The sequence below is a fragment of the Caulobacter sp. HJHS_5 genome, from assembly GCF_056683955.1.
In genome coordinates this window covers 100032-119238 of sequence record NZ_JBWZNC010000007.1, presented here as the reverse complement: position 1 = coordinate 119238, position 19207 = coordinate 100032, and the positions used below count along the sequence as shown (strand labels likewise).

The window sequence follows — 19207 nt, the reverse complement described above, 5'->3', positions numbered from 1 at the left end:
GGCGGGTTCAGGTTTTCTGGGCCGGCCGCCACCTAAACTCGACTGAACGGGTCGGCTTTTCGTGTATCTCGGCGGACGGAGACCCGCAGGGGTCCGGGAGGACGAAGATGACGTCGAATTTCGACCTTTCGCGGCGAGGCCTGTTGGCCGCCGGCGCCGCGCTCGCTGCGCCCAACCTGCTGGCCGCCTGCGGCCCGAAGGGCGGCGGGAGCACCGTTCGACTGCTCAATGTCAGCTACGACCCGACCCGCGAACTCTACAAGGCGATCAACGCCAACTTCGCCAAGGTTTGGCAGGCCGAACACCAGCAGACCATCGACATCCAGCAGAGCCACAGCGGCTCGGGCGCCCAGTCGCGGGCGGTGATCGACGGCCTGCAGGCCGACGTCGTCACCCTGGCCCTGGCCTATGACATCGACGCCCTGGCGGAGCGCGCCCACCTACTTCCGACCGACTGGCAGTCGCGCCTGCCGGACAACTCGACCCCCTACACCTCGACGATCGTGTTCCTGGTCCGCAAGGGCAATCCGAAGGGCGTGAAGGATTGGCCGGACCTGGTGAAGGCGGACGTGCAGGTGATGACCCCCAATCCGAAGACCGGGGGCGGCGCGCGCTGGAACTACCTGGCCGCCTGGGCCTGGGCGCGACGCAACGGCGGAGACGCGGCGGCCGAGGCCTATCTGAAGCAGCTGTTCCAGCGCGTTCCGGTGCTCGACACCGGCGCGCGCGGCTCGACGGTCAACTTCGTGCAGCGCGAGCTCGGCGACGTGCTGCTGACCTGGGAGAACGAGGCGCACCTCGCCCTGGCCGAGTACGGCGCCGACAAGTTCGAAATCGTCGCGCCCAGCTATTCGATCCTGGCCGAGCCGCCGGTGGCGGTGGTCGACAAGAACGTCGACCGTCACGGCACGCGCGCCGTGGCCGAGGCCTATCTGAAGTACCTCTACACGCCCGAAGCGCAGGCGGTGATCGCCAGCAAGTTCTACCGACCGCGCGATCCCGCCGTGGCGCAAAAGCACGCCGGACAATTCCCCCAGATCGAGATGGCCAACATCGCGGACTTCGGCGGCTGGAAGGCGGCTCACGCCAAGCATTTCGCCGACGGCGGCGTGTTCGATCGCATCTATAAGCCGCGGTAGGCTGGAACCTCCGTCCTTCGGCGGATGTTTTCGGCTTGATGCGCCCTGTACGGCGCGGTGAGCCCATGCAAGACGCGGTCGGTGAGTTGTCCGAACATCTGCTGAGCGAGGCCAACGCTCGCAACGTGGCCCTCCTCCACGAGGTGGATCACCGCGTCAAAAACAATCTGCAGCTCATTGCCTCGCTTCTGATCCTGCAGAGCCGGCGCGAGAACGACCCGGCGGTGCGCGAGGCCCTGAACACCATGCTCGGTCGGGTGAACGCCGTGGCCGTGGTTCATCGCCGCCTCTTCCAGGATGACCCTTTGAGCTTCGACGTCGCCGCCTTCCTGCGGGACCTCGTCGAGGATCGCGGCGGCGGTCAGATCGTTCTGCGCATCGAAGCCGAAGATGCCGCGGTGCCCACCGCCTCGGCCGCGCCGCTGGCCCTTGTGGTCAACGAGCTCCTGACCAACGCCGAAAAGCACGCCTTCGCCGACGGCGGCGCGGGAAGCATTCAGGTCACACTTGAAAGAGAAAACGCTCGGCTGCGGATCGAAATCGCCGACGAGGGCGTTGGCCTCCCGGCGAACTGTATCGAGGGCTTCGGCCTCGGCATCGTGCGCCTGCTGTGCCGTCAGTTGAAAGCCGAGTTCGAGATGTCGCCTGCGAATCCCGGCGTTAGCGCCGTTCTCACCCTCCCCGAGTCGGCGTCATGAGCGCCCCCGACCCCGATGGGGGTCTCGATGTTCTGATCGTCGAGGACGAGGCCCTTCTCGCCCTCGAACTGTCGTTCATCGTCCGCGAGGCCGGTTGCCACGATGTGGGCCACGCCATGGACTCGCAGGAGGCTCTCAGCCTCGCCACCGCCCTTCACCCGGACCTCGCCCTGGTCGACGTGCACCTTTCCGACGGGCCAACCGGCGTCGAGGTGGCGCGCGCCATCGTCGAGGAATGCAAGGCCGTCGCCCTGTTCATGACCGCCAACGTCAAACGCCTGCCGGAAGACTACGCCGGCGCCTGTGGCGTGATCGGCAAGCCCTACTCGGACAAGGCGGTGCGGGCCGCCCTGGTCTATCTTACCGGCTGCCTGCGCACCGGCCGGGCTTCGGGCCTGCCGCCGGTGGGACTGCAGCTATCCCCGGCCTTCGCCGAGCGTTGGGGCCTCGAAGACACGCGCCTGGCCGGCTGAATGGCGTCGCCCGTCGTCGATGCGGTCGGCGTCGCCGCCGCCCTCTGCTCGATGACTAGCTTCGCGCCCCAGATCGTCAAGCTGGTGAAGACCCGTGACGCTTCCGGCGTTTCCCTGCGCACCTATGCGGTCACGGTCACCGGATTCTGTCTGTGGGTGGTGTACGGCGTGCTGTTGGGCTCGTGGCCGGTCGTGGCGTCCAACACCGTCTGCCTGGGGATGTCGGCGGCGGTGCTGATCCTCAAGTGGCGCTATGGGCGCCCATGATAGCTCAGGCTTGAGGCTGATCGCCCGCCCACGGCTCGATCTCGATGGTCACGTGACTCAGCGTCGTCAGCCCCTTCAGGCGCGCCTTGTAGACGCCCGGCGGCCGCGGATCGCGGGTCAACAGGGTGGCGATACAGGCGTTGTGGCCCGGACCGATGCGCCAGACGTGCAGATCGCAGACCTGCTCGCCCTCGGCTTCCAGGCGCGCGCGGATCGCCTTGGGCAGGGCCTCGCCCGGCCGCATGTCGAGCAGCACCGCCCCCGCCCTGCCCACCAGTCCCACCGACCAGCGCGCGATGACCAGGGCGCCGATGATGCCCATCACCGGATCCATCCAACTCCAGCCCAGGTGCCGGCCGGCCAGAAGGCCGACGATGGCCAGCAGCGAAACCGCGGCGTCCGAGGCGACGTGGACGTAGGCGGCCCGCAGGTTCAGGTCGTGGTGGTGATGATAGTGGTCGTCATGATCGTCGCCGCCGGGCGCGTGATCGTGCGCGCCATGGTCGTGCGCGTCATGCAGCAGCCAGGCGCTGGCGAGGTTCACCGCCAGGCCGAGGCAGGCGATGACGATGGCGTCGTTGTAGCGGATCGGCTGCGGCGCCAGCAGGCGCTCGACGCTCTCCCAGCCGATCAGCAGCGAACTGAACAGCAGGATGATGGCGCTGGCGAAGGCGGAAAGGTCGCCCACCTTGCCGGTGCCGAATGAGAATCGAGGATCGGCCATGCGCCGGCGGGCGTAGGCATAGGCCAGGGCGGCGATGACCATGGCCCCGGCGTGGGTCGCCATGTGAAGCCCGTCGGCGAGCAGGGCCATGGACTTGAAGGCCACGCCGCCGCCGATCTCGACGACCATGGTGACGACACACAGGGCGATCACCGCCCAGGTGCGGCGCTCGTTGCGGTCGTGACGCGCGCCCAGAAAAGCGTGGTCGTGGCGGAAGGCGTCGACGTCCATGAAACCCGATGCATGCGGCGGCCGGGCCAAGGTCGGCGCGGACGTTCGTCCTTATAGGCGCAGGATCAGCCGCCGCCCAAGGCGACTGTTACATGATACGTGGCGAAGGCGGCGAGGTAGGCCAGGGTGATCATATAGGCGAACATGATCGTCGGCCATTTCCAGCTGTTGGTCTCTCGTTTCACGACGCCCAGGGTGGCGGTGCACTGCGGCGCGAAGATGTACCAGGCGAGGAAAGCCAGGGCCGTGGCCAGCGACCACTGCTGGGCCAGCGCCTGGCCCAGTTGCACGGCCTCGCCCTCGGCCGACACCGAATAGACGGTGCCCAGGGCGGCGACGGCGACTTCGCGGGCGGCCATGCCGGGGATCAGCGCCACCACCATCTGCCAGTTGAAACCGATCGGGGCGAACACCGGCGCCAGGGCGTGCCCGATGATGCCGGCGAAGGAATAGTCGATGGCCGGGCCGCCCGCGCCCGCGGGCTTGCCGGGGAAGGTCGACAGCAGCCAGACCACCACGCTCAGCGTCAGGATGATGCCGCCGGCGCGCTTCATGAAGATTTCGCCGCGCTGGTAGACGTTCAGCGCCACATTCCTGGCGTCGGGAACCTTGAAGGTGGGCAGTTCCATGATGAAGGGCTCGACCGCCCCGCGCCAGAACACCTTGCGGATCACGAACGACACGACCAGGGCGCTGAAGATGCCGGCGGCGTAGAGGCCGAACATCACCAGGCCCTGCAGGTTAACCCAGCCCCACACCTGCCGCTGCGGGATGAAGGCGGCGATGATCAGGGTGTAGACCGGGATGCGCGCCGAGCAGGTCATCAACGGCGCGACCAGGATGGTCGCCAGCCGATCGCGTTTGGCGTCGATCACGCGCGTCGCCATGATCCCGGGGATGGCGCAGGCGAAGCTGGAGAGCAGCGGGATGAAGGCGCGACCATGCAGCCCCGCCCCGCCCATGATCTTGTCCATCAGGAAGGCCGCGCGGGCCATGTAGCCCAGGTCCTCGAGCAGGATGATGAAGAAGAACAGGATGACGATCTGCGGCAGGAAGACGATCACCCCGCCGACGCCGCCGATCAGGGCGTCGACGATGAAGCTGCGCAGCATGCCGCCGGCCCCGCCGTCGGGCAGCACCTGACCGACCCAGGCGCCGATGGCGCCGAAGGCCGCCTCGATGCCGTCCATCAACGGCGTCGCCCAGGAAAACACCGCCTGGAACATCAGGAACAGGATCAACAGCAGGATGACCAGGCCGGCCGCCGGGTGCAGCAGCACCCCGTCCATCCTGCCGGTGAAGGTGTCGGGCCGCTCGGGCGGGCGAACGGTGGCCTTGAGGATGCGCTCGGCCTCCCGATGCGCGGCGCGCAGTTCGATCGCCGTCGGTTCATGCCAGACGTCCTGAGCGCGGGCCTGTAGAGCCACGCCGTCGACCTGGCCAAGCAGGGCGTCGAGCCCGCGCTTGCGAGTGGCGACGGTGGTGACCACCGGCACGCCGAGTTCGGCCGACAGCCGGTCGATGTCGATGCGTAGGCCCTGGCGGGTAGCGATGTCGAACATGTTCAGGGCCAGCACCATCGGCGTGCCGGTCAGCTTCAGTTCGAGCGCCAGGCGCAGCACCAGCCGCAGGTTGGTGGCGTCAGCGACGCACACCAGAACGTCCGGCGCCTGCTCGCCGACCTGACGGCCGAGCACCACGTCGCGGGTCACCACCTCGTCGGGGCTGCGGGCGCGCAGGGAATAGGTGCCGGGTAGGTCGACGACCGTCACCTCTTGGCCGCCGGGCGTGATCAGCCGCCCCTCCTTCCGCTCGACGGTGACGCCGGCGTAGTTGGCGACCTTCTGGCGCGCGCCGGTCAGGGCGTTGAACAGGGCGGTCTTGCCGCAGTTGGGGTTGCCGACGAGGGCCACCCGGGCCGGGGCGGCGCTCAACCGACGTTTCCTTCGAGCCGGATCAGCACGCCGTGCGCCTCGCGGCGACGCAGGCCGACGCGCATCTCGTCCAGCTTCACGGCCACGGGGTCCCGGCCGAAGGCGCCCTCGTGCAGCACCTCGATGCGCGCGCCCTCCACAAAACCGAACTCGAGCAGGCGGCGCTCCAGCTCGGCGCAGTCGATAGCCCCCACGGTCGACGACGGCTCGGCGCGCACGCCGACAATCACGCCCCGGTCGCCGATGCGCAGGCCGCTGAGACGCACGGCGCCCGCTTCGTCTTCGATGATCGACATGCGTCTCCGCTACGCTTCCGCGACGCCCTGTTGCGAGCGGTTATCACCCGCGCGGGCGGCTGTCGATGGCGCGGACTGTCGCCCCGAAATCCTGGCCTTCGTGGGCTTTTCATCCTTGGCCATGCAACGCATGCTCCGCGCCACAACGAACACGAGCCGGGAGCCCCCCCATGTGCGACCACGACACGCTTGAGCGAATGAAGACGACGCCAAAGATCACGCGTCGCAGCTTCGCCGCCATCACCGCCACCGCCGCGGCCATGGCCGGAACCGTCGCCTACGGCCAGGCCAAGGTGGTCGAGAAGGACGTCACGATCAAAACCCCGGACGGCATGGCCGACGCCGCCCTCTTCTACCCGGAAGGAAACGCCAAGCACGCCGCCGTGTTGGTCTGGGCCGACATCATGGGCCTGCGCCCGGTGTTCCGCGAAATGGGCCGTCGCCTCGCCAGCCAGGGCTACGTGGTGCTCGTGCCCAACCCCTTCTATCGCTCGGCCAAGGCCGCCGACATCGTGGCCGCCAACTACGATTTCTCGAACCCGGAAGGCCGCGCCAAGCTGTTCGGCTTCCGCTCGGCGATCAATGACGCGGGCGTCGACAACGACGCCAGGGCCTTCCTCGCCTTCCTCGACGCCCAGCCGCAGGTCGACAAGACCAAGAAGGCCGGCGTTCAGGGCTATTGCATGGGCGGCCCACTGAGCTTCCGCACCGCGGCGGCCGTGCCCAACCGCATCGGCGCGGTGGGCAGTTTCCACGGCGGCGGCCTGGTCACCAAGGAGGCCTCGAGCCCGCACCTGTTGATCGCCAAGACCAACGCCGCCTACCTGATCTGCGTCGCCGAGAACGACGATAAGACCGATCCTGAAGCCAAGAACGTCCTCAAGAAGACCCTCGAAGACGCCAGGAAGACCGGCACGGTCGAGGTCTATCCGGCCAACCACGGCTGGTGCGTGCCCGGCGGCGGGGCCTACAACGCGGTCTCGGCCGAGAAGGCCTGGACTGAACTCGGCAAGCTCTACGGCAAGGCCCTGGCCTAGCTAGAAACTTTATGGCTCCCTTCCCCCTGTTGAAGGGGGAAGGGTCGGGGATGGGGGTGCAGACTTGCCAGAAGGGTCGCAAGCGACCGAACCGCCGCATCACCCCCAATCCCTGCCCTTTCCCCCTTCGAGGGGGAAAGGGTTCTAAGCGCCGCGCACGCTGAGTTCGGCGCCGGCCGCGCCGGTCACTTCCACCAGGTCGCCGACGGAAGGAGCCTCGCCGGAGACCAGGCTGGCCGCCCACTCCTTGCCGTCGATCGCCACGCGACCGCGCCCACGTTCGAAGGCGGCGACGACGCGGGCCTGGCGGCCGATCACGCGGCCCGCGTTGTCGTTGATGTCGCCGCCGACCTGACCCCGGCGCGGTAGCAGGCGGCGGCCGAGCAGGCTGCTCACCGTCGTCAGCACGGCGAAGATCACGAACTGCCAGGGCAGGCCGAGCGGCGCGACCAGGCTCGCGGCGCTGACCACGCCGGCCGATCCGGCCGCCCACAGCAGCCAGCCGGTTCCCGTCGCCACCTCTATGGCCAGCAGAATGGCGGCGATCGCCAGCCATGCCAGGGCCGGATGAGTGGCCGCGAACTCGATCACGGCGTTCATGACTGAGTTGGCGGCACGGCCGAGCCGCGCGGGCGCGCCGGCGGCGAGACCGTGCGCGGCGCGTCCGACGACAGGGATTTGATCAGCTCGCCTATGCCGGCCACGGTCCCCGTCAAGCCCGCGAAGTCGGCCGGCACGATCACCGTCTTCTGCTGGGGCGAGCGGGCCAGTTCGCCGAAAGCTTCGACGTACTTCTGGGCGACGAAGTAGTTGATGGCGTTGACGTCGCCGCGGGCGATGGCCTCGGAGACGAAGGCGGTGGCCTTGGCCTCGGCCTCGGCTTCCCGCTCGCGCGCCTCGGCGTCGCGGAAGGCCGCTTCCCTGCGCCCCTCGGCCTCAAGGATGGCCGACTGCTTGGCGCCCTCGGCGCGGGTGATCGCCGCCTGCCGCTCGCCATCCGCCTCGGTGATCACCGCGCGGCGCTCGCGCTCGGCCTTCATCTGGCGGGCCATGGCGTTGGTGATGTCCGGCGGCGGCTGCAGGTCCTTGATCTCGATGCGGGCCACCTTCACGCCCCACGGCGTGGTAGCGTCGTCGATCACCGCCAGCAGGCGCGAGTTGATCTGGTCGCGCTGGCTGAGCACTTCGTCCAGCTCCATCGAACCGACCACGGTGCGCAGGTTGGTCATGGCCAGCTGGGCGATGGCCATCTCCAGGTTGGTGACGCGGTAGGCGGCTGCCGCGGCGTCCATCACCTGGATGAAGACGATGGCGTCCACCTTCACCATCACGTTGTCCTTGGTGATGACCTCCTGCTGCGGGACGTCGAGCACCTGTTCCATCATGTTGATCCGCCGGCCGACGCCTTCGACGAACGGGGTCAGGAACGAGATGCCGGGCTTCAGGGTGCGCGTGTAGCGGCCGAACCGCTCGACGGTGAACTCCCGCCCCTGGGGCACGATCTTGATCGCGCCGAACAGCACGACCAACGCAAAGATCACCAGGACCGTGGGAACCAGCATTTCCATCGCAACCCTCCCTTGTCGCGAACGACTATCGCGCGGGCCGCGAGGCGACGCCAGCGAAGGTTCAGCTTCGGTCAGAAGGTCTTGCGCACCCGCAGGGTGACGAAAGTCCTGGGGTCGATGGCCCGATCCTCGACATAGGTCACCGGCCGCTCGGGCGTGCGGGCGGCGAATACGGTGCGGCGGATGGTGAAGTCGTTCCAGACGTTCAACTGGGCGCGGATCGCCAGGGTCGGGGTCGGCTTATATTCGACGAAGGCCTCGTAATAGTTCGAGCCGCGCCAGACGTTGGTCTGGTCGACGTCGTAGGTGCCCTGCCCCAGCAGCGGCAGCCAGTTTATGCCCCACTGGGTCTTCCAGCTGTCGATGTCCTGCTGGAAGCCGAAATTGGCCTGGGTCGGGCGTACGCGGGTGATCGGTCGCTCGCGGCCCGTGGTCGGGTCGGTGACGTGGGTGTCGTTCCACTCGTTCTTGAAGGTGAAGCGCCCGCCCTTGACGCCCAGCCGCGTGGTCGGGACCATGATGTTCACCACCAGTTGGTCCAGCGTGCCGTCGCCGACGTTGCCGGTCGCCGAGATGCCGCCGGGCAGCGGCAGGCGGTCGATCACCCCGACGATCTTGTCGTGGCGGTAGCCCACCGAGACCACGCCCTCGCCCCAGAAGCGACGCTCGTAGGTCAGTTCCGAGATCCACCGCTGCTCGGGCACGAGATCGACGTTGCCGCCGTAGACGGTGCTGTTGTCGAGGTCCGACGAGGCCGCGAAATCCTCGAAGTCCAGCTGGCCGAGCTCGCGCTCGAAGCGCAGGCGGAACTGGTTGCCGGCCCGGGGGGTCCAGGTCGCCTGCACGCGGGGCTTGGCGTAGAAGAAGCTCTTCTCGTTCGAGGCGTCGCCAGACTGCTTGATCGTCGAGGTCTCCAGCCGCAGCCCCGCCTCCAGGGTCAGCTTCGGATCGATCCGCCAGGTCGCCTTGCCGAACGCCTCGCCGCGCAGTTCCTCGACCTTCACCGAGGCGGACGGCAGGGGCACGTCGACGCCGCCGACCGTGAACGCCTGGGTCACGTCCAGCATGTTGTAGGCGGCCTCGCCCCCCGCTTCGAGCGTCAGGGCCGTGGAGTCGCGGCGCAGCAACGCCCGCACGATCGATTCCGAGGAATCGCCGTCCGCCGTGAATCGCTGCTGCGGCGAGACCGTCCCGCTCAGGGTCTCGTCGCCGGTCGCCGTCCGCTCGAAGGACTCGAAGGAGTGGATCGCCCGGCTCTCCAGGGTCCAACCCGGCGCCAGGGGCCGGGTGTAGGTCAGGCCAAGCTCGCCCGACGTCGTATCCTCGTCATAGGCGCTGCGGCGAAAGGCGGGCTGCGCCGGCAGGCGGGAGGTGAATTCCTGCCAATCATGCCAGTCGTTGACTCCATAACGGGCGGTCGCCTCCAGCTTGCCGCCGGCCACGGGACCCACATAGTTGCCGCGGATCGAACGCCCGCCGCCATAGCCGTCGTCGAGATAGGCGTCGTCGCGGATCAGGACCCCGGCGCCGTCGTGACGCACATTGGTCCCGGCCCCGTTGGAGTCGCTGGTCGAGACGCTGTCGTTCAGCGTCACGCTCCAGCTGCGGTCGCCGTTGTTGGAGGTAAACTGGTAGCTGCCGCCGTAAACATCCTGCCCGCCGTCGAACAAGGTGGCGTTCCAGTTGAGAATCTGCTGGCGGCTGACCCCTTTTTTCAGGATCACGTTCACCACCACCGCGTAGCCCTGCATGTCGATGCCCGGCGCCCCGCCCCGGATCAGCTCGAAATGATCGACCTGATTGGCCGGGATACGGCCCAGAACATTCTCGCTGGTGTCGTTCTTGGAGGCCGGGCGGCTGCCGTTGATCAGCACGTTGCCGACCGCCCCCTCGAAACCGCGCGCGCCCGATCCGTTGTCCAACACGAAGCCGGGCAACCGGTTGACCATGTCCAGCGCCGTGTTCGGGCGCAGCGTGGCGAAGAACTCGGGTTGAAAGACCAGAAGCGCGCGCTGCCCGGTATTCTGGGCCGCCCCATCGGCTGCAGGCGGCGGTGTCTGAGCCGCGGCCTGCGTGGAGAGCGCAAATGCGGCCGCGGCCGCCAGCAGCATCGTCTTGGTCATCACCATTCCCCCTGGTGAGAAAGGTCTGACCGCCGGCCCCATTCATCTCAAGTTACAAGCCGGACAGGTGGATTAACTCTTGGTCACATGCGGCTTTGTCTTCCTGGACAAGCAAAGGCGCGACGACGAGCGTTCATGCCGGCGCCCATCATAGAGGCGACCTATCGAAGATTCAGGAACTATCGATTGGCGCTTTGATCCGTCGAACGGCAAGGCTTCGTCACAAGACGCCCGCATCCTCCATGGGCGCAGCCAGCCAAGGAGACGACGCTGTGAGCACCGAAGCCAAATGCCCCTTTCCCCACGGCGATAAGCCGACGCCGCGCGCGCGCCACGAGTGGTGGCCCGAGAAGCTGCGGGTCGATCTCCTCAATCACCACTCGGCGCGGTCGAACCCGCTGAACCCGGCCTTCGACTACCGCGAGGCCTTCAAGGGTCTGGACTACCAGGGCCTGAAGCGCGACCTGCGCAAGCTGATGACCGACAGCCAGGACTGGTGGCCCGCCGACTTCGGCCACTATGGCCCGCAGTTCGTCCGCATGGCCTGGCACGCCGCCGGCACCTACCGCCTGGCCGACGGTCGCGGCGGCGGCGGTCGGGGCCAACAGCGGTTCGCCCCGCTGAACAGCTGGCCGGACAACGTCAACATCGACAAGTCGCGCCGCCTCCTGTGGCCGATCAAGCAGAAGTACGGCCAAGCCATTTCCTGGGCCGATCTGATGATCCTCACCGGCAACGTCGCCCTGGAGACCATGGGCTTCCGCACCTTCGGGTTCGCCGGCGGCCGCGAGGACACCTGGGAGCCGGATCAGGACGTGGAATGGGGCCTGGAGACCGAGTGGCTGAAGCACCGCCCGCTGGAAGACTTCGACGCCTCCCTGGGCGCCACCGAGATGGGCCTGATCTACGTCAACCCGGAAGGCCCGGGCGCCAACGGCGATCCGCTGTCGGCCGCCGCCTTCATCCGTGAGACGTTCGCGCGCATGGCGATGAACGACGAGGAGACCGTCGCCCTGATCGCCGGCGGCCATACCTTCGGCAAGACCCACGGCGCCGGACCCGAGTCCCACAAGGGTCCCGAACCCGAGGCGGCTTCCATTGAGGCGCAGGGTCTGGGCTGGGCCAACAGCTACAAGACCGGCTTCGCGGGCGACGCCATTGGCAGCGGCCTGGACGTGACCTGGACTCGCACGCCGGCCCAGTGGAGCAACGACTTCTTCGAACTGCTGTTCGAGCACGAGTGGGTGCAGACCCGCAGCCCCGCCGGCGCGATCCAGTGGGAGGCGAAGGACGCCGAGGCCGTCATCCCCGACGCCCACGATCCCTCGGTGAAGCGCAAGCCGACCATGCTCACCACCGACCTGTCGTTGCGGGTCGACCCGGCCTATGAAGCGATCTCCCGTCGATTCCTGGACGATCCGCAAGCCTTCGCCGAGGCCTTCGCCCGCGCGTGGTTCAAGCTGACCCACCGCGACCTGGGCCCGCGTTCGCGTTACCTGGGCCCGGAAGTCCCGAAGGAGGCGTTGATCTGGCAGGACGTGATCCCGGCCGCCTCCGCGCCGGTGATCAACGAGTCGGACATCGGCGCCCTGAAGGCGACCATCGCCGCCAGCGGCCTGACCGTGTCGGAGCTGGTCGGAACGGCCTGGGCCTCGGCCTCGACCTTCCGGGGCGGGGACAAGCGCGGCGGCGCCAACGGCGCCCGCGTCCGCCTGGCGCCGCAGAAGGACTGGGCGGTCAACCGCCCCGAGCAGCTGGCCAAGGTGATCGGCGTGCTCGAGGAGGTGCGGGCCCGGTTCAACGGCGACAGCTCGGACGGCAAGCAGGTGTCGCTGGCCGACCTGATCGTGCTGGCCGGCGCCGTCGGCGTCGAACAGGCGGCCAGGGCGGCGGGCCATGAAGTGACCGTGCCCTTCACCCCGGGCCGGGCCGACGCCTCGCAGGAGCAGACCGAGGTCGCCGCCTTCAAGGTGCTGGAGCCCGCCGCCGACGGTTTCCGCAACTACGAGAAGGCGGGCCTCACCGCCCCGGCCGAGGTGGCCCTGATCGACAAGGCCCAGTTGCTGACCCTGACGGCGCCGCAGCTGACCGCCCTGTTCGGCGGCCTGAAGGCGATCAACATCAACGCCGACGGTTCCGACCGCGGGGTGTTCACCGACCGGCCGGGCGTGCTCAGCAACGACATCTTCGTCAATCTGCTGAGCATGCGCACCCTGTGGACCGCGACCGACGAGGCCAAGACCGCCTTCGAAGGCCGTGACCGCACGACGGGCGAGTTGAAATGGACCGCCTCGCGCGCCGACCTCGTCTTCGGCTCGAACTCGATCCTGCGCGCCCTCGCCGAGGTCTACGCCAGCGCCGACGCCGAGAAGAAGTTCATCGCCGACTTCGTGGCCGCCTGGGCCAAGGTCATGGAACTCGACCGCTTTGACCTGCACGGCTGACCGGATCGGACTAGAGTAACCCCGCCCCTCTTCCCCTCAAGGGAGAGGGGCTTCTGTTGTGGAGACGCCCGATGATCGACGCCGCCGACGGCCTGCCGACGTTCAGCAACCCGCCCGCGGTGGCCGCTCCGATCGGCGCCTATAGCCACCTCGCCGTCACCCCGCCGGGCGCCAAGGTGATGGTCATCGCCGGCCAGATCGGCAATCGTCCGGACGGCACGGTCGCAGAGGGTGTAGAGGCGCAATATGAGCAGGCGCTGCGCAATATCGCGGCGATCCTGCAGGCCGGCGGCGCGGGCCCGCAGCATCTGATCAAGCTGAACACCTACCTGACCCGGCCGCTGACGCCGGAACGCGCCGGCGCCATCCGCCGCGCGGTGTTCGGCGCGGCCGCTCCGCCTTCGACGCTGGTCTATGTCGCGGGCCTCGCGCGCCCCGACCTCCTGGTGGAGGTCGAGGCGATGGCGGTCCAACCTTAGATTCCCTTCCCCCTTGATGGGGGAAGGGCAGGGATGGGGGTGGTGCGGCGTGTCAGATTGCGCAGGCGTCGAAGTTGAACCTCAGCGTTCACCCTCACCCCTGCCCCTCTCCCATCAAGGGAGAGGGATTCTGACTATTGCGGCTGCTTGGTGGTGCGCAGATAGGGCTTGTGCGTCGTCCAGCCGGCCGGGAACAGGTCCTTGGCGGCCTCATCGGAGACCGACGGCACGATGATCACGTCCTGGCCGTGCTTCCAGTCGGCGGGGGTGGCCACCTTGTGGGCGGCGGTCAGTTGCATGGAGTCGATCACCCGTAGGATCTCGTCGAAGTTGCGGCCGGTGGTCATCGGATAGATCAGGATCAGCCTGATGGTCTTGTCGGGCCCGATGATGAACACCGTGCGGACCGTGGCGTTGGTCGCCGCCGTGCGGCCGTCCGAACCGCCCTCGGTGTCGGCCGGCAGCATGCCGTAGAGCTTGGCGACGTTCAGGTCGGTGTCGCCGATCATCGGGAAGTTGACCTTCGTCCCCTGCGTCTCGGCGATGTCGTCCGCCCACTTGGCGTGGTTGTCGACCGGGTCGACCGACAGGCCGATCACCTTGACGCCGCGCTTGTCGAACTCCGGCTTCAGCCGGGCGACCGTGCCGAGCTCGGTCGTGCACACGGGCGTGAAATCCTTCGGATGGGAGAACAGCACGGCCCACTTGCCGTCCAGCCAATCATGGAAGTGGATCGGCCCTTCCGTGGTCTCGGCGGTGAAATCCGGGGCGACGTCGTTCAGCTTCAGCGTCATGGCTTGTTCCTCGATGAAAGGCGGACGCTACGCCCGCCGCCCGCCTAAGCCCAATTCAGGATAATTGACGGGCTTTCCCAGATTTCTCCGGCCTCAGGCCTTCACCACCTCGTGGCGCCCGTCCTCGATGGCGAAGGCGGCCAGGGTCGAGGCGGGGCTGTCCTCGCGCTGAATGTCGTCGAGGGCGCGGAAGGTGACACGGGTCGCACCGCGTTCGAACTCCACCCGCCCGTAGCCGTGCACCGTGCCGTTGTGCAGCTTTATATGCGGATTGGCGGCCATCAGACGCTGGCTCGCAGCCGCCGCCGCGCCGGAGGAGGTGATCGAGCCGCCGACGAAGGACGGAGCCGCGGAAGCCCCGCCCGGCGTCACCGGCACCTCAGCCGCCGCGAAGCAGTGGATGTCGCCGCCGAGCACCAGCGGGTTCGAGACCTTGGCCTGCGTCCAGCGGCCCGCGATGCGCTCGCGGGTCGCCGGGGCGTCGTCCCAATTGTCGGCGTTCCACAGCGACGGGCCGTCGGGGGCGGCGCGCATGTCCATGGGCGCGAACAGGGTCTGCTGGGCCAGCACGTTCCACTTCGCCTTCGAGGCGGACAGGGCGCCCAGCAGCCAGTCTTCCTGCTTCATGCCCAGCATGGAGCGCTTCGGGTCATGACGGGCGTCGCAGTCGGGCGCCGTCTTGCCATTGCCGCCGTTCAGCGGCGGGCAGGGCCTGGGGCTGCGATACTGACGGTCGTCGACAAACTGGAACTGGGCCAGCCGCCCCCAATCGAGGGTGCGATAGAGCAGCATGTCCGGCCCGACCGGCATGGCGGCGCGGCGCAGCGGCATGTGCTCGTAATAGGCCTGATAGGCGGCGGCGCGGCGGCGCAGGAAGCCTGCGGCGCCGTCGGGAAAGTCGGCGTTGAACGACTCCGATTGATCGGCCGCGTAGTCGTTGTCGACCTCGTGGTCGTCCCACATCATCATCCACGGCGCGGCCGCGTGGGCGCGCTGCAGCAGCGGATCCGATTTGTAGGTGCCGTAGCGGATCCGATAGTCCGGAACGGTGAAAATCTCGGCGTTCTTGTGCTTGCGGGTCGTGGGCTGCGGGTTCGGCCCGTTTTCGTAGATGTAGTCGCCCAGGAACAGCACGAGGTCGGGGTGATCCTCGACCATGTGCTGGTAGGCGCCGTAGTAGCCGGCTTCGAAGTGCTGGCAGGAGCCGAAGGCGATCTTCAGGCGCTCGACGTCGGCGCCGGCCGGCGGCGTGGTCAGGGTGCGGCCGACCGGGCTCGCGCCCGCCGCCGTCGTGAAGCGATACCAGTACTCGCGGGCCGGCCGCAGCCCATCGACCTCGACGTGCACCGAATGACCCGCCGCCGGTCCGGCCAGGGCCTGGCCGCGCCGCACGACGCGCTGGAAGCCGGCGTCCTCGGCCACTTCCCAGCGGACCGGAACCGCCTCCGGCCGCATGCCGCCGTCGGGCTCGAACGGGCGCGGCGCGAGACGCGTCCAGATCACCACGCCGTCCGGCGCCGGCTCGCCCGAGGCGACGCCGAGGGTGAAGGGATCGTCCGCTTGAGTCTGACCGAAGGCCCGGGGCGCCAGCGCGGCCGGCGTCAGCGCCGCGCCCGCCAGGGCCGCCGCCTGCAACAGCAGCCGCCGACGATCGATTTGCATGCGAGTCATGTCCGCCCCCTGGTGATCTCGGGCCGGTTCTTAAGCGCGCGCTTCGACGGTTCGGTGACGGCCTACTCGACGCGCGTAGCGCCGCCGACGAGACCGTCGTAGGCGGCCATCTTGGCCATGTTGAGAATCTTGGAGACCGAGGCCGACAGCGGCGCGATCTGCACCGACTTCGAAAGGCCCAGCAGCACCGGTCCGATCACCGTGGCCCCGCCCAGCGACTGGATCAGCCGGGTGGCGATCGAGGCCGAATGGACCGCCGGCATGATCAGCACATTGGCGTCGTCGGTCAGGCGCATGAACGGATAGAGGCCGCGCTTGTCGCCCTCGAGCGCCACGTCGACCGCCATCTCGCCTTCGTACTCGAAGTCGACGCCCATCTGGTCGAGCATAGTCACCGCCTTGCGCACCTTCTCGGCCCGCGCGCCGAGCGTCGGGTTGCCGAAGCTGGAGTACGACAGGAAAGCCAGGCGCGGCTTGAAGCCAAGGCTGGAGACGGCGCGGGCCGCCTCCTGGGCGATTTCGACCAGTTCGGCGGCCTCGGGCAGTTCGGTGACGTTGGTGTCGGCGACGAACAGGGTGCGCCCCTTGGCCAGCACCACCGACATGCCCATGATCCGCCCGCCGGGCGCGGGGTCGATCACCCGGCGCACTTCCTCGAGGGCGGCGTCGAAGTTACGCGTCACGCCGGTGACCATGCCGTCGGCGTGGCCGAGGGCCACCATCGCGGCGGCGAAGGAGTTGCGATCCTGATTGACCAGGCGCTGCACGTCGCGGCGCAGGTAACCCTGCCGCTGCAGACGGCTGTAAAGGTAGTCGACGTATTCGGCGTTGCGGTGTGAGACCCGCGCGTTGACGATTTCGAGCTGCACTTCGTCGGGGTTGAGGCCGACCAGCTTCATGTTGTCCCGCACCAGGTTTTCACGGCCGCAGAGCACGGCCTTGCCGAGACCTTGGGCCTCGAAGGCGTGGGCGGCGCGGATGACGCTGGGCTCCTCGCCCTCGGCGAACACGATGCGCTTCTGCGGGCCGGCCAGGATGGCGCCGGAGATGCGCTGCAGGAACGAGGCGGTGGGATCGAGACGCCGCGCCAGCCGGGCGCGATAGGCCTCCATGTCGTCGATCGGCTTGCGGGCGACGCCGGTGTCCATCGCCGCCTGGGCCACGAACGGCGGCACGTAGGAGATCAGGCGCGGATCGAACGGCGTCGGGATGATGTAGTTGGCGCCGAACTTCAGCTGGCGGCCGTGATAGGCGGCGGCCACCTCGTCCGGCACGTCCTCGCGAGCCAGCATCGCCAGGGCGTTGGCGCAGGCGATCTTCATCTCGTGGTTCACGCGCCGGGCCCGCACGTCCAGCGCCCCGCGGAAGATGTAGGGGAAGCCGAGAACGTTGTTGACCTGGTTGGCGTAGTCCGACCGGCCGGTGGCCACGATGGCGTCGGGGCGAACGGCCTTCACCTCTTCCGGGGTGATCTCGGGATCGGGGTTGGCCATGGCGAAGATGATCGGGCTGGGCGCCATGGTGGCGATCAGCTCGGGCGTGAAGGCGCCCTTGGCGGAAAGGCCGATCAGCACGTCGGCGCCGGCCACCGCCTCGGCCAAGGTGCGCTTGTCGGTCTCGACCGCGTGGGCGCTCTTCCACTGGTTCATGTCCTCGGCGCGGCCGCGATAGACCACGCCCTTGAGATCGACGGCGATGACGTTGGATCCGCGCACGCCCATGGCCTTGATCAGGTCCAGCGTGGCGATGCCGGCGGCGCCCGGGCCGTTCAGCACCACCTTGATGTCTTCCAGCTTACGGCCGGTGATATGGCAGGCGTTGATCAGGCCGGCGGCGCAGATGATCGCGGTGCCGTGCTGGTCGTCGTGGAACACCGGGATGTCGAGCAGCTCCTGCAGCTCGGCCTCGATGCGGAAGCACTCCGGGCTCTTGATGTCCTCGAGATTGATGCCGCCGAAGGTGACCCCGATGTTCTTGACCACCGTGATCATCTCGTCGGGGTCCTGGGTCGAGACCTCGATGTCGATGCCGTCGACGTCGGCGAAGCGCTTGAAGAGGACGCCCTTGCCCTCCATCACCGGCTTGGACGCCAAGGCGCCCAAGTTGCCCAGGCCGAGGATGGCCGTGCCGTTGGAGATCACCGCCACCAGGTTGCCCTTGGACGTGTAGTCGTAGGCCGCCTCGGGATCCTCGGCGATCCGCCGGCAGGGCACGGCCACGCCGGGCGAATAGGCGAGGCTGAGGTCCCGCTGGGTCGACATCGGCTTGGTGGCCGCGACGCCGATCTTGCCGGGCGTCGGAAAACGGTGGAAGGCCAGCGCCTCATCGTCGGTGAACGAGCTCTTCTCGGCGTCGCTCATCGCAGACCCTCGGAAATGTACGTCGACATGATCTCGGTCTAACCGTGGGGGCGCCGCGTCACAACACTCACGGGCTGAGAAATGGCGCCATTGACCACTTCGCGCGCCTGCCGCAAGCAGGCGGCAAGGAGCTGCCCGTGACTGAAATCGTAAACATCGCCATCGCCGGCGCCTTGGGCCGCATGGGCCAGGCCGTGAACGCCGCCGCCGAGGGTTCGGACGTCGTTCGAATCGCCGCGCGTTTCGATCGCGCGGGCGTCGAGGCCGAAGGTCTTGTCGCGCGCGAGGCCGCGCTGATGGCGGCCGAGGTGATCATCGACTTCACCACCGGCGCCGCCTCGGCCGAACTGGCGGAGGCCTGCGCTTCGTGCGGCGGCCCGGCGCTGGTGATCGGATCCACCGGCTTCAGCGACGAAGACCTCGCGCGGCTGGAAAACGCGGCGACGCAGATTCCCATCCTGCGCTCGGGCAACTTCTCGCTGGGCGTAAACATGCTGATGGGCCTCGTCGCCCAGGCCGCCCGCGCCCTGCCCGCCGCCGACTGGGACATCGAGGTCTTCGAAGCCCATCACCGCCGCAAGATCGACGCGCCCTCCGGCACCGCCCTGATGCTGGGCGAAGCGGCCGCCGCCGGCCGCGGCGTCGCCCTGGCGGACGTGGCCGAGCGGGTGCGGGACGGCGTCACCGGCGCTCGCGCGCCGGGCTCGATCGGTTTCTCGGTGCTGCGTGGCGGCGGGATCGTCGGCGAGCACAGCGTCAGCTTCGCCGGCGAGTCCGAGGTGCTGACCATCTCACACTCCGCCATCGATCGCGGCCTGTTCGCCCGCGGCGCCCTGGCCGCCGCCGCTTGGCTCGCCGGAAAGCCGCCGGGCCTCTACGACATGCAGGATGTGCTGGGGCTGAAGGCCTAGAGCCTTTTAGGGCCAGATGGACTCATCTGGCCCGTTGAAAAAGGCTCTACTTTCTAAT

At 68.2% G+C, this 19207-nt stretch carries 17 protein-coding genes; 8 read left to right on the top strand and 9 right to left on the bottom strand.

Annotated elements, in window-relative coordinates; translation table 11 throughout:
* The first annotated feature begins 107 nt into the window (after positions 1-107).
* The 4 genes from ACFLIT_RS14675 to ACFLIT_RS14660 all read left to right on the top strand — a co-directional run bounded on the left by ACFLIT_RS14675 (position 108) and on the right by ACFLIT_RS14660 (position 2577).
* On the top strand, positions 108-1139 hold the full coding sequence (locus tag ACFLIT_RS14675; RefSeq protein ID WP_479911996.1) for a sulfate ABC transporter substrate-binding protein: 1032 nt from the start codon (positions 108-110) through the stop codon (positions 1137-1139).
* A 65-nt stretch (positions 1140-1204) separates the two neighbouring features.
* Complete coding sequence (locus ACFLIT_RS14670; protein ID WP_479911995.1) at positions 1205-1837, top strand: sensor histidine kinase; 633 nt, start codon at positions 1205-1207, stop codon at positions 1835-1837.
* On the top strand, positions 1834-2310 hold the full coding sequence (locus ACFLIT_RS14665; RefSeq protein ID WP_479911994.1) for a response regulator: 477 nt from the start codon (positions 1834-1836) through the stop codon (positions 2308-2310). The genes ACFLIT_RS14670 and ACFLIT_RS14665 overlap by 4 nt, the downstream gene beginning before the upstream one ends.
* Complete coding sequence (locus tag ACFLIT_RS14660) at positions 2311-2577, top strand: SemiSWEET family sugar transporter (protein WP_479911993.1); 267 nt, start codon at positions 2311-2313, stop codon at positions 2575-2577. It abuts the gene before it with no gap.
* 4 nt (positions 2578-2581) lie between these two features.
* Here ACFLIT_RS14660 and dmeF read toward each other — a convergent pair whose 3' ends face one another.
* The 3 genes from dmeF to ACFLIT_RS14645 all read right to left on the bottom strand — a co-directional run bounded on the left by dmeF (position 2582) and on the right by ACFLIT_RS14645 (position 5762).
* The gene (gene dmeF / locus ACFLIT_RS14655) at positions 2582-3532 is read right to left on the bottom strand and encodes a CDF family Co(II)/Ni(II) efflux transporter DmeF (protein WP_479911992.1); all 951 of its coding nucleotides are present in this window, start codon (positions 3530-3532) and stop codon (positions 2582-2584) included.
* Positions 3533-3597: 65 nt separating this feature from the next.
* On the bottom strand, positions 3598-5466 hold the full coding sequence (gene feoB, locus ACFLIT_RS14650; protein WP_479911991.1) for a ferrous iron transporter B: 1869 nt from the start codon (positions 5464-5466) through the stop codon (positions 3598-3600).
* Entirely contained in the window at positions 5463-5762 is a 300-nt protein-coding gene (locus ACFLIT_RS14645; protein WP_479911990.1) for a FeoA family protein, read from the bottom strand. Before ACFLIT_RS14645 ends, feoB begins: the two co-directional genes overlap by 4 nt.
* A gap of 170 nt (positions 5763-5932) precedes the next feature.
* Between ACFLIT_RS14645 and ACFLIT_RS14640 the strand changes: the two genes are divergently transcribed.
* Positions 5933-6799, top strand: a complete 867-nt coding sequence (locus ACFLIT_RS14640) for a dienelactone hydrolase family protein (protein ID WP_479911989.1) — start codon at positions 5933-5935, stop codon at positions 6797-6799.
* Between the two features lie 144 nt (positions 6800-6943).
* On the opposite strand, the gene ACFLIT_RS14635 is transcribed toward ACFLIT_RS14640, so the two are convergent.
* The 3 genes from ACFLIT_RS14635 to ACFLIT_RS14625 form a co-directional block, all read right to left on the bottom strand.
* On the bottom strand, positions 6944-7399 hold the full coding sequence (locus ACFLIT_RS14635; RefSeq protein WP_479911988.1) for an NfeD family protein: 456 nt from the start codon (positions 7397-7399) through the stop codon (positions 6944-6946).
* Positions 7396-8367, bottom strand: coding sequence for an SPFH domain-containing protein (locus ACFLIT_RS14630; RefSeq protein ID WP_479911987.1), 972 nt, complete (start codon positions 8365-8367; stop codon positions 7396-7398). Before ACFLIT_RS14630 ends, ACFLIT_RS14635 begins: the two co-directional genes overlap by 4 nt.
* 71 nt (positions 8368-8438) lie before the next feature.
* A complete protein-coding gene (locus ACFLIT_RS14625; protein ID WP_479911986.1) occupies positions 8439-10490 on the bottom strand; it encodes a TonB-dependent receptor plug domain-containing protein in 2052 nt (683 codons plus the stop codon).
* A gap of 242 nt (positions 10491-10732) precedes the next feature.
* Between ACFLIT_RS14625 and katG the strand changes: the two genes are divergently transcribed.
* A complete protein-coding gene (katG, locus tag ACFLIT_RS14620) occupies positions 10733-12934 on the top strand; it encodes a catalase/peroxidase HPI (protein ID WP_479911985.1) in 2202 nt (733 codons plus the stop codon).
* Between the two features lie 71 nt (positions 12935-13005).
* Positions 13006-13413 (top strand): RidA family protein, encoded by a 408-nt coding sequence (locus ACFLIT_RS14615; protein WP_479911984.1) that lies wholly within the window; start codon positions 13006-13008, stop codon positions 13411-13413.
* 134 nt (positions 13414-13547) lie between these two features.
* On the opposite strand, the gene ACFLIT_RS14610 is transcribed toward ACFLIT_RS14615, so the two are convergent.
* The 3 genes from ACFLIT_RS14610 to ACFLIT_RS14600 all read right to left on the bottom strand — a co-directional run bounded on the left by ACFLIT_RS14610 (position 13548) and on the right by ACFLIT_RS14600 (position 18238).
* Positions 13548-14207, bottom strand: a complete 660-nt coding sequence (locus tag ACFLIT_RS14610; protein WP_479911983.1) for a peroxiredoxin — start codon at positions 14205-14207, stop codon at positions 13548-13550.
* Between the two features lie 93 nt (positions 14208-14300).
* Positions 14301-15878 (bottom strand): alkaline phosphatase D family protein, encoded by a 1578-nt coding sequence (locus ACFLIT_RS14605; protein WP_479911982.1) that lies wholly within the window; start codon positions 15876-15878, stop codon positions 14301-14303.
* Between the two features lie 62 nt (positions 15879-15940).
* Positions 15941-18238, bottom strand: coding sequence for an NADP-dependent malic enzyme (locus tag ACFLIT_RS14600; RefSeq protein WP_479911981.1), 2298 nt, complete (start codon positions 18236-18238; stop codon positions 15941-15943).
* 137 nt (positions 18239-18375) lie between these two features.
* Between ACFLIT_RS14600 and dapB the strand changes: the two genes are divergently transcribed.
* Positions 18376-19149, top strand: coding sequence for a 4-hydroxy-tetrahydrodipicolinate reductase (gene dapB / locus ACFLIT_RS14595; RefSeq protein ID WP_479911980.1), 774 nt, complete (start codon positions 18376-18378; stop codon positions 19147-19149).
* The last annotated feature ends 58 nt before the right edge of the window (positions 19150-19207 follow it).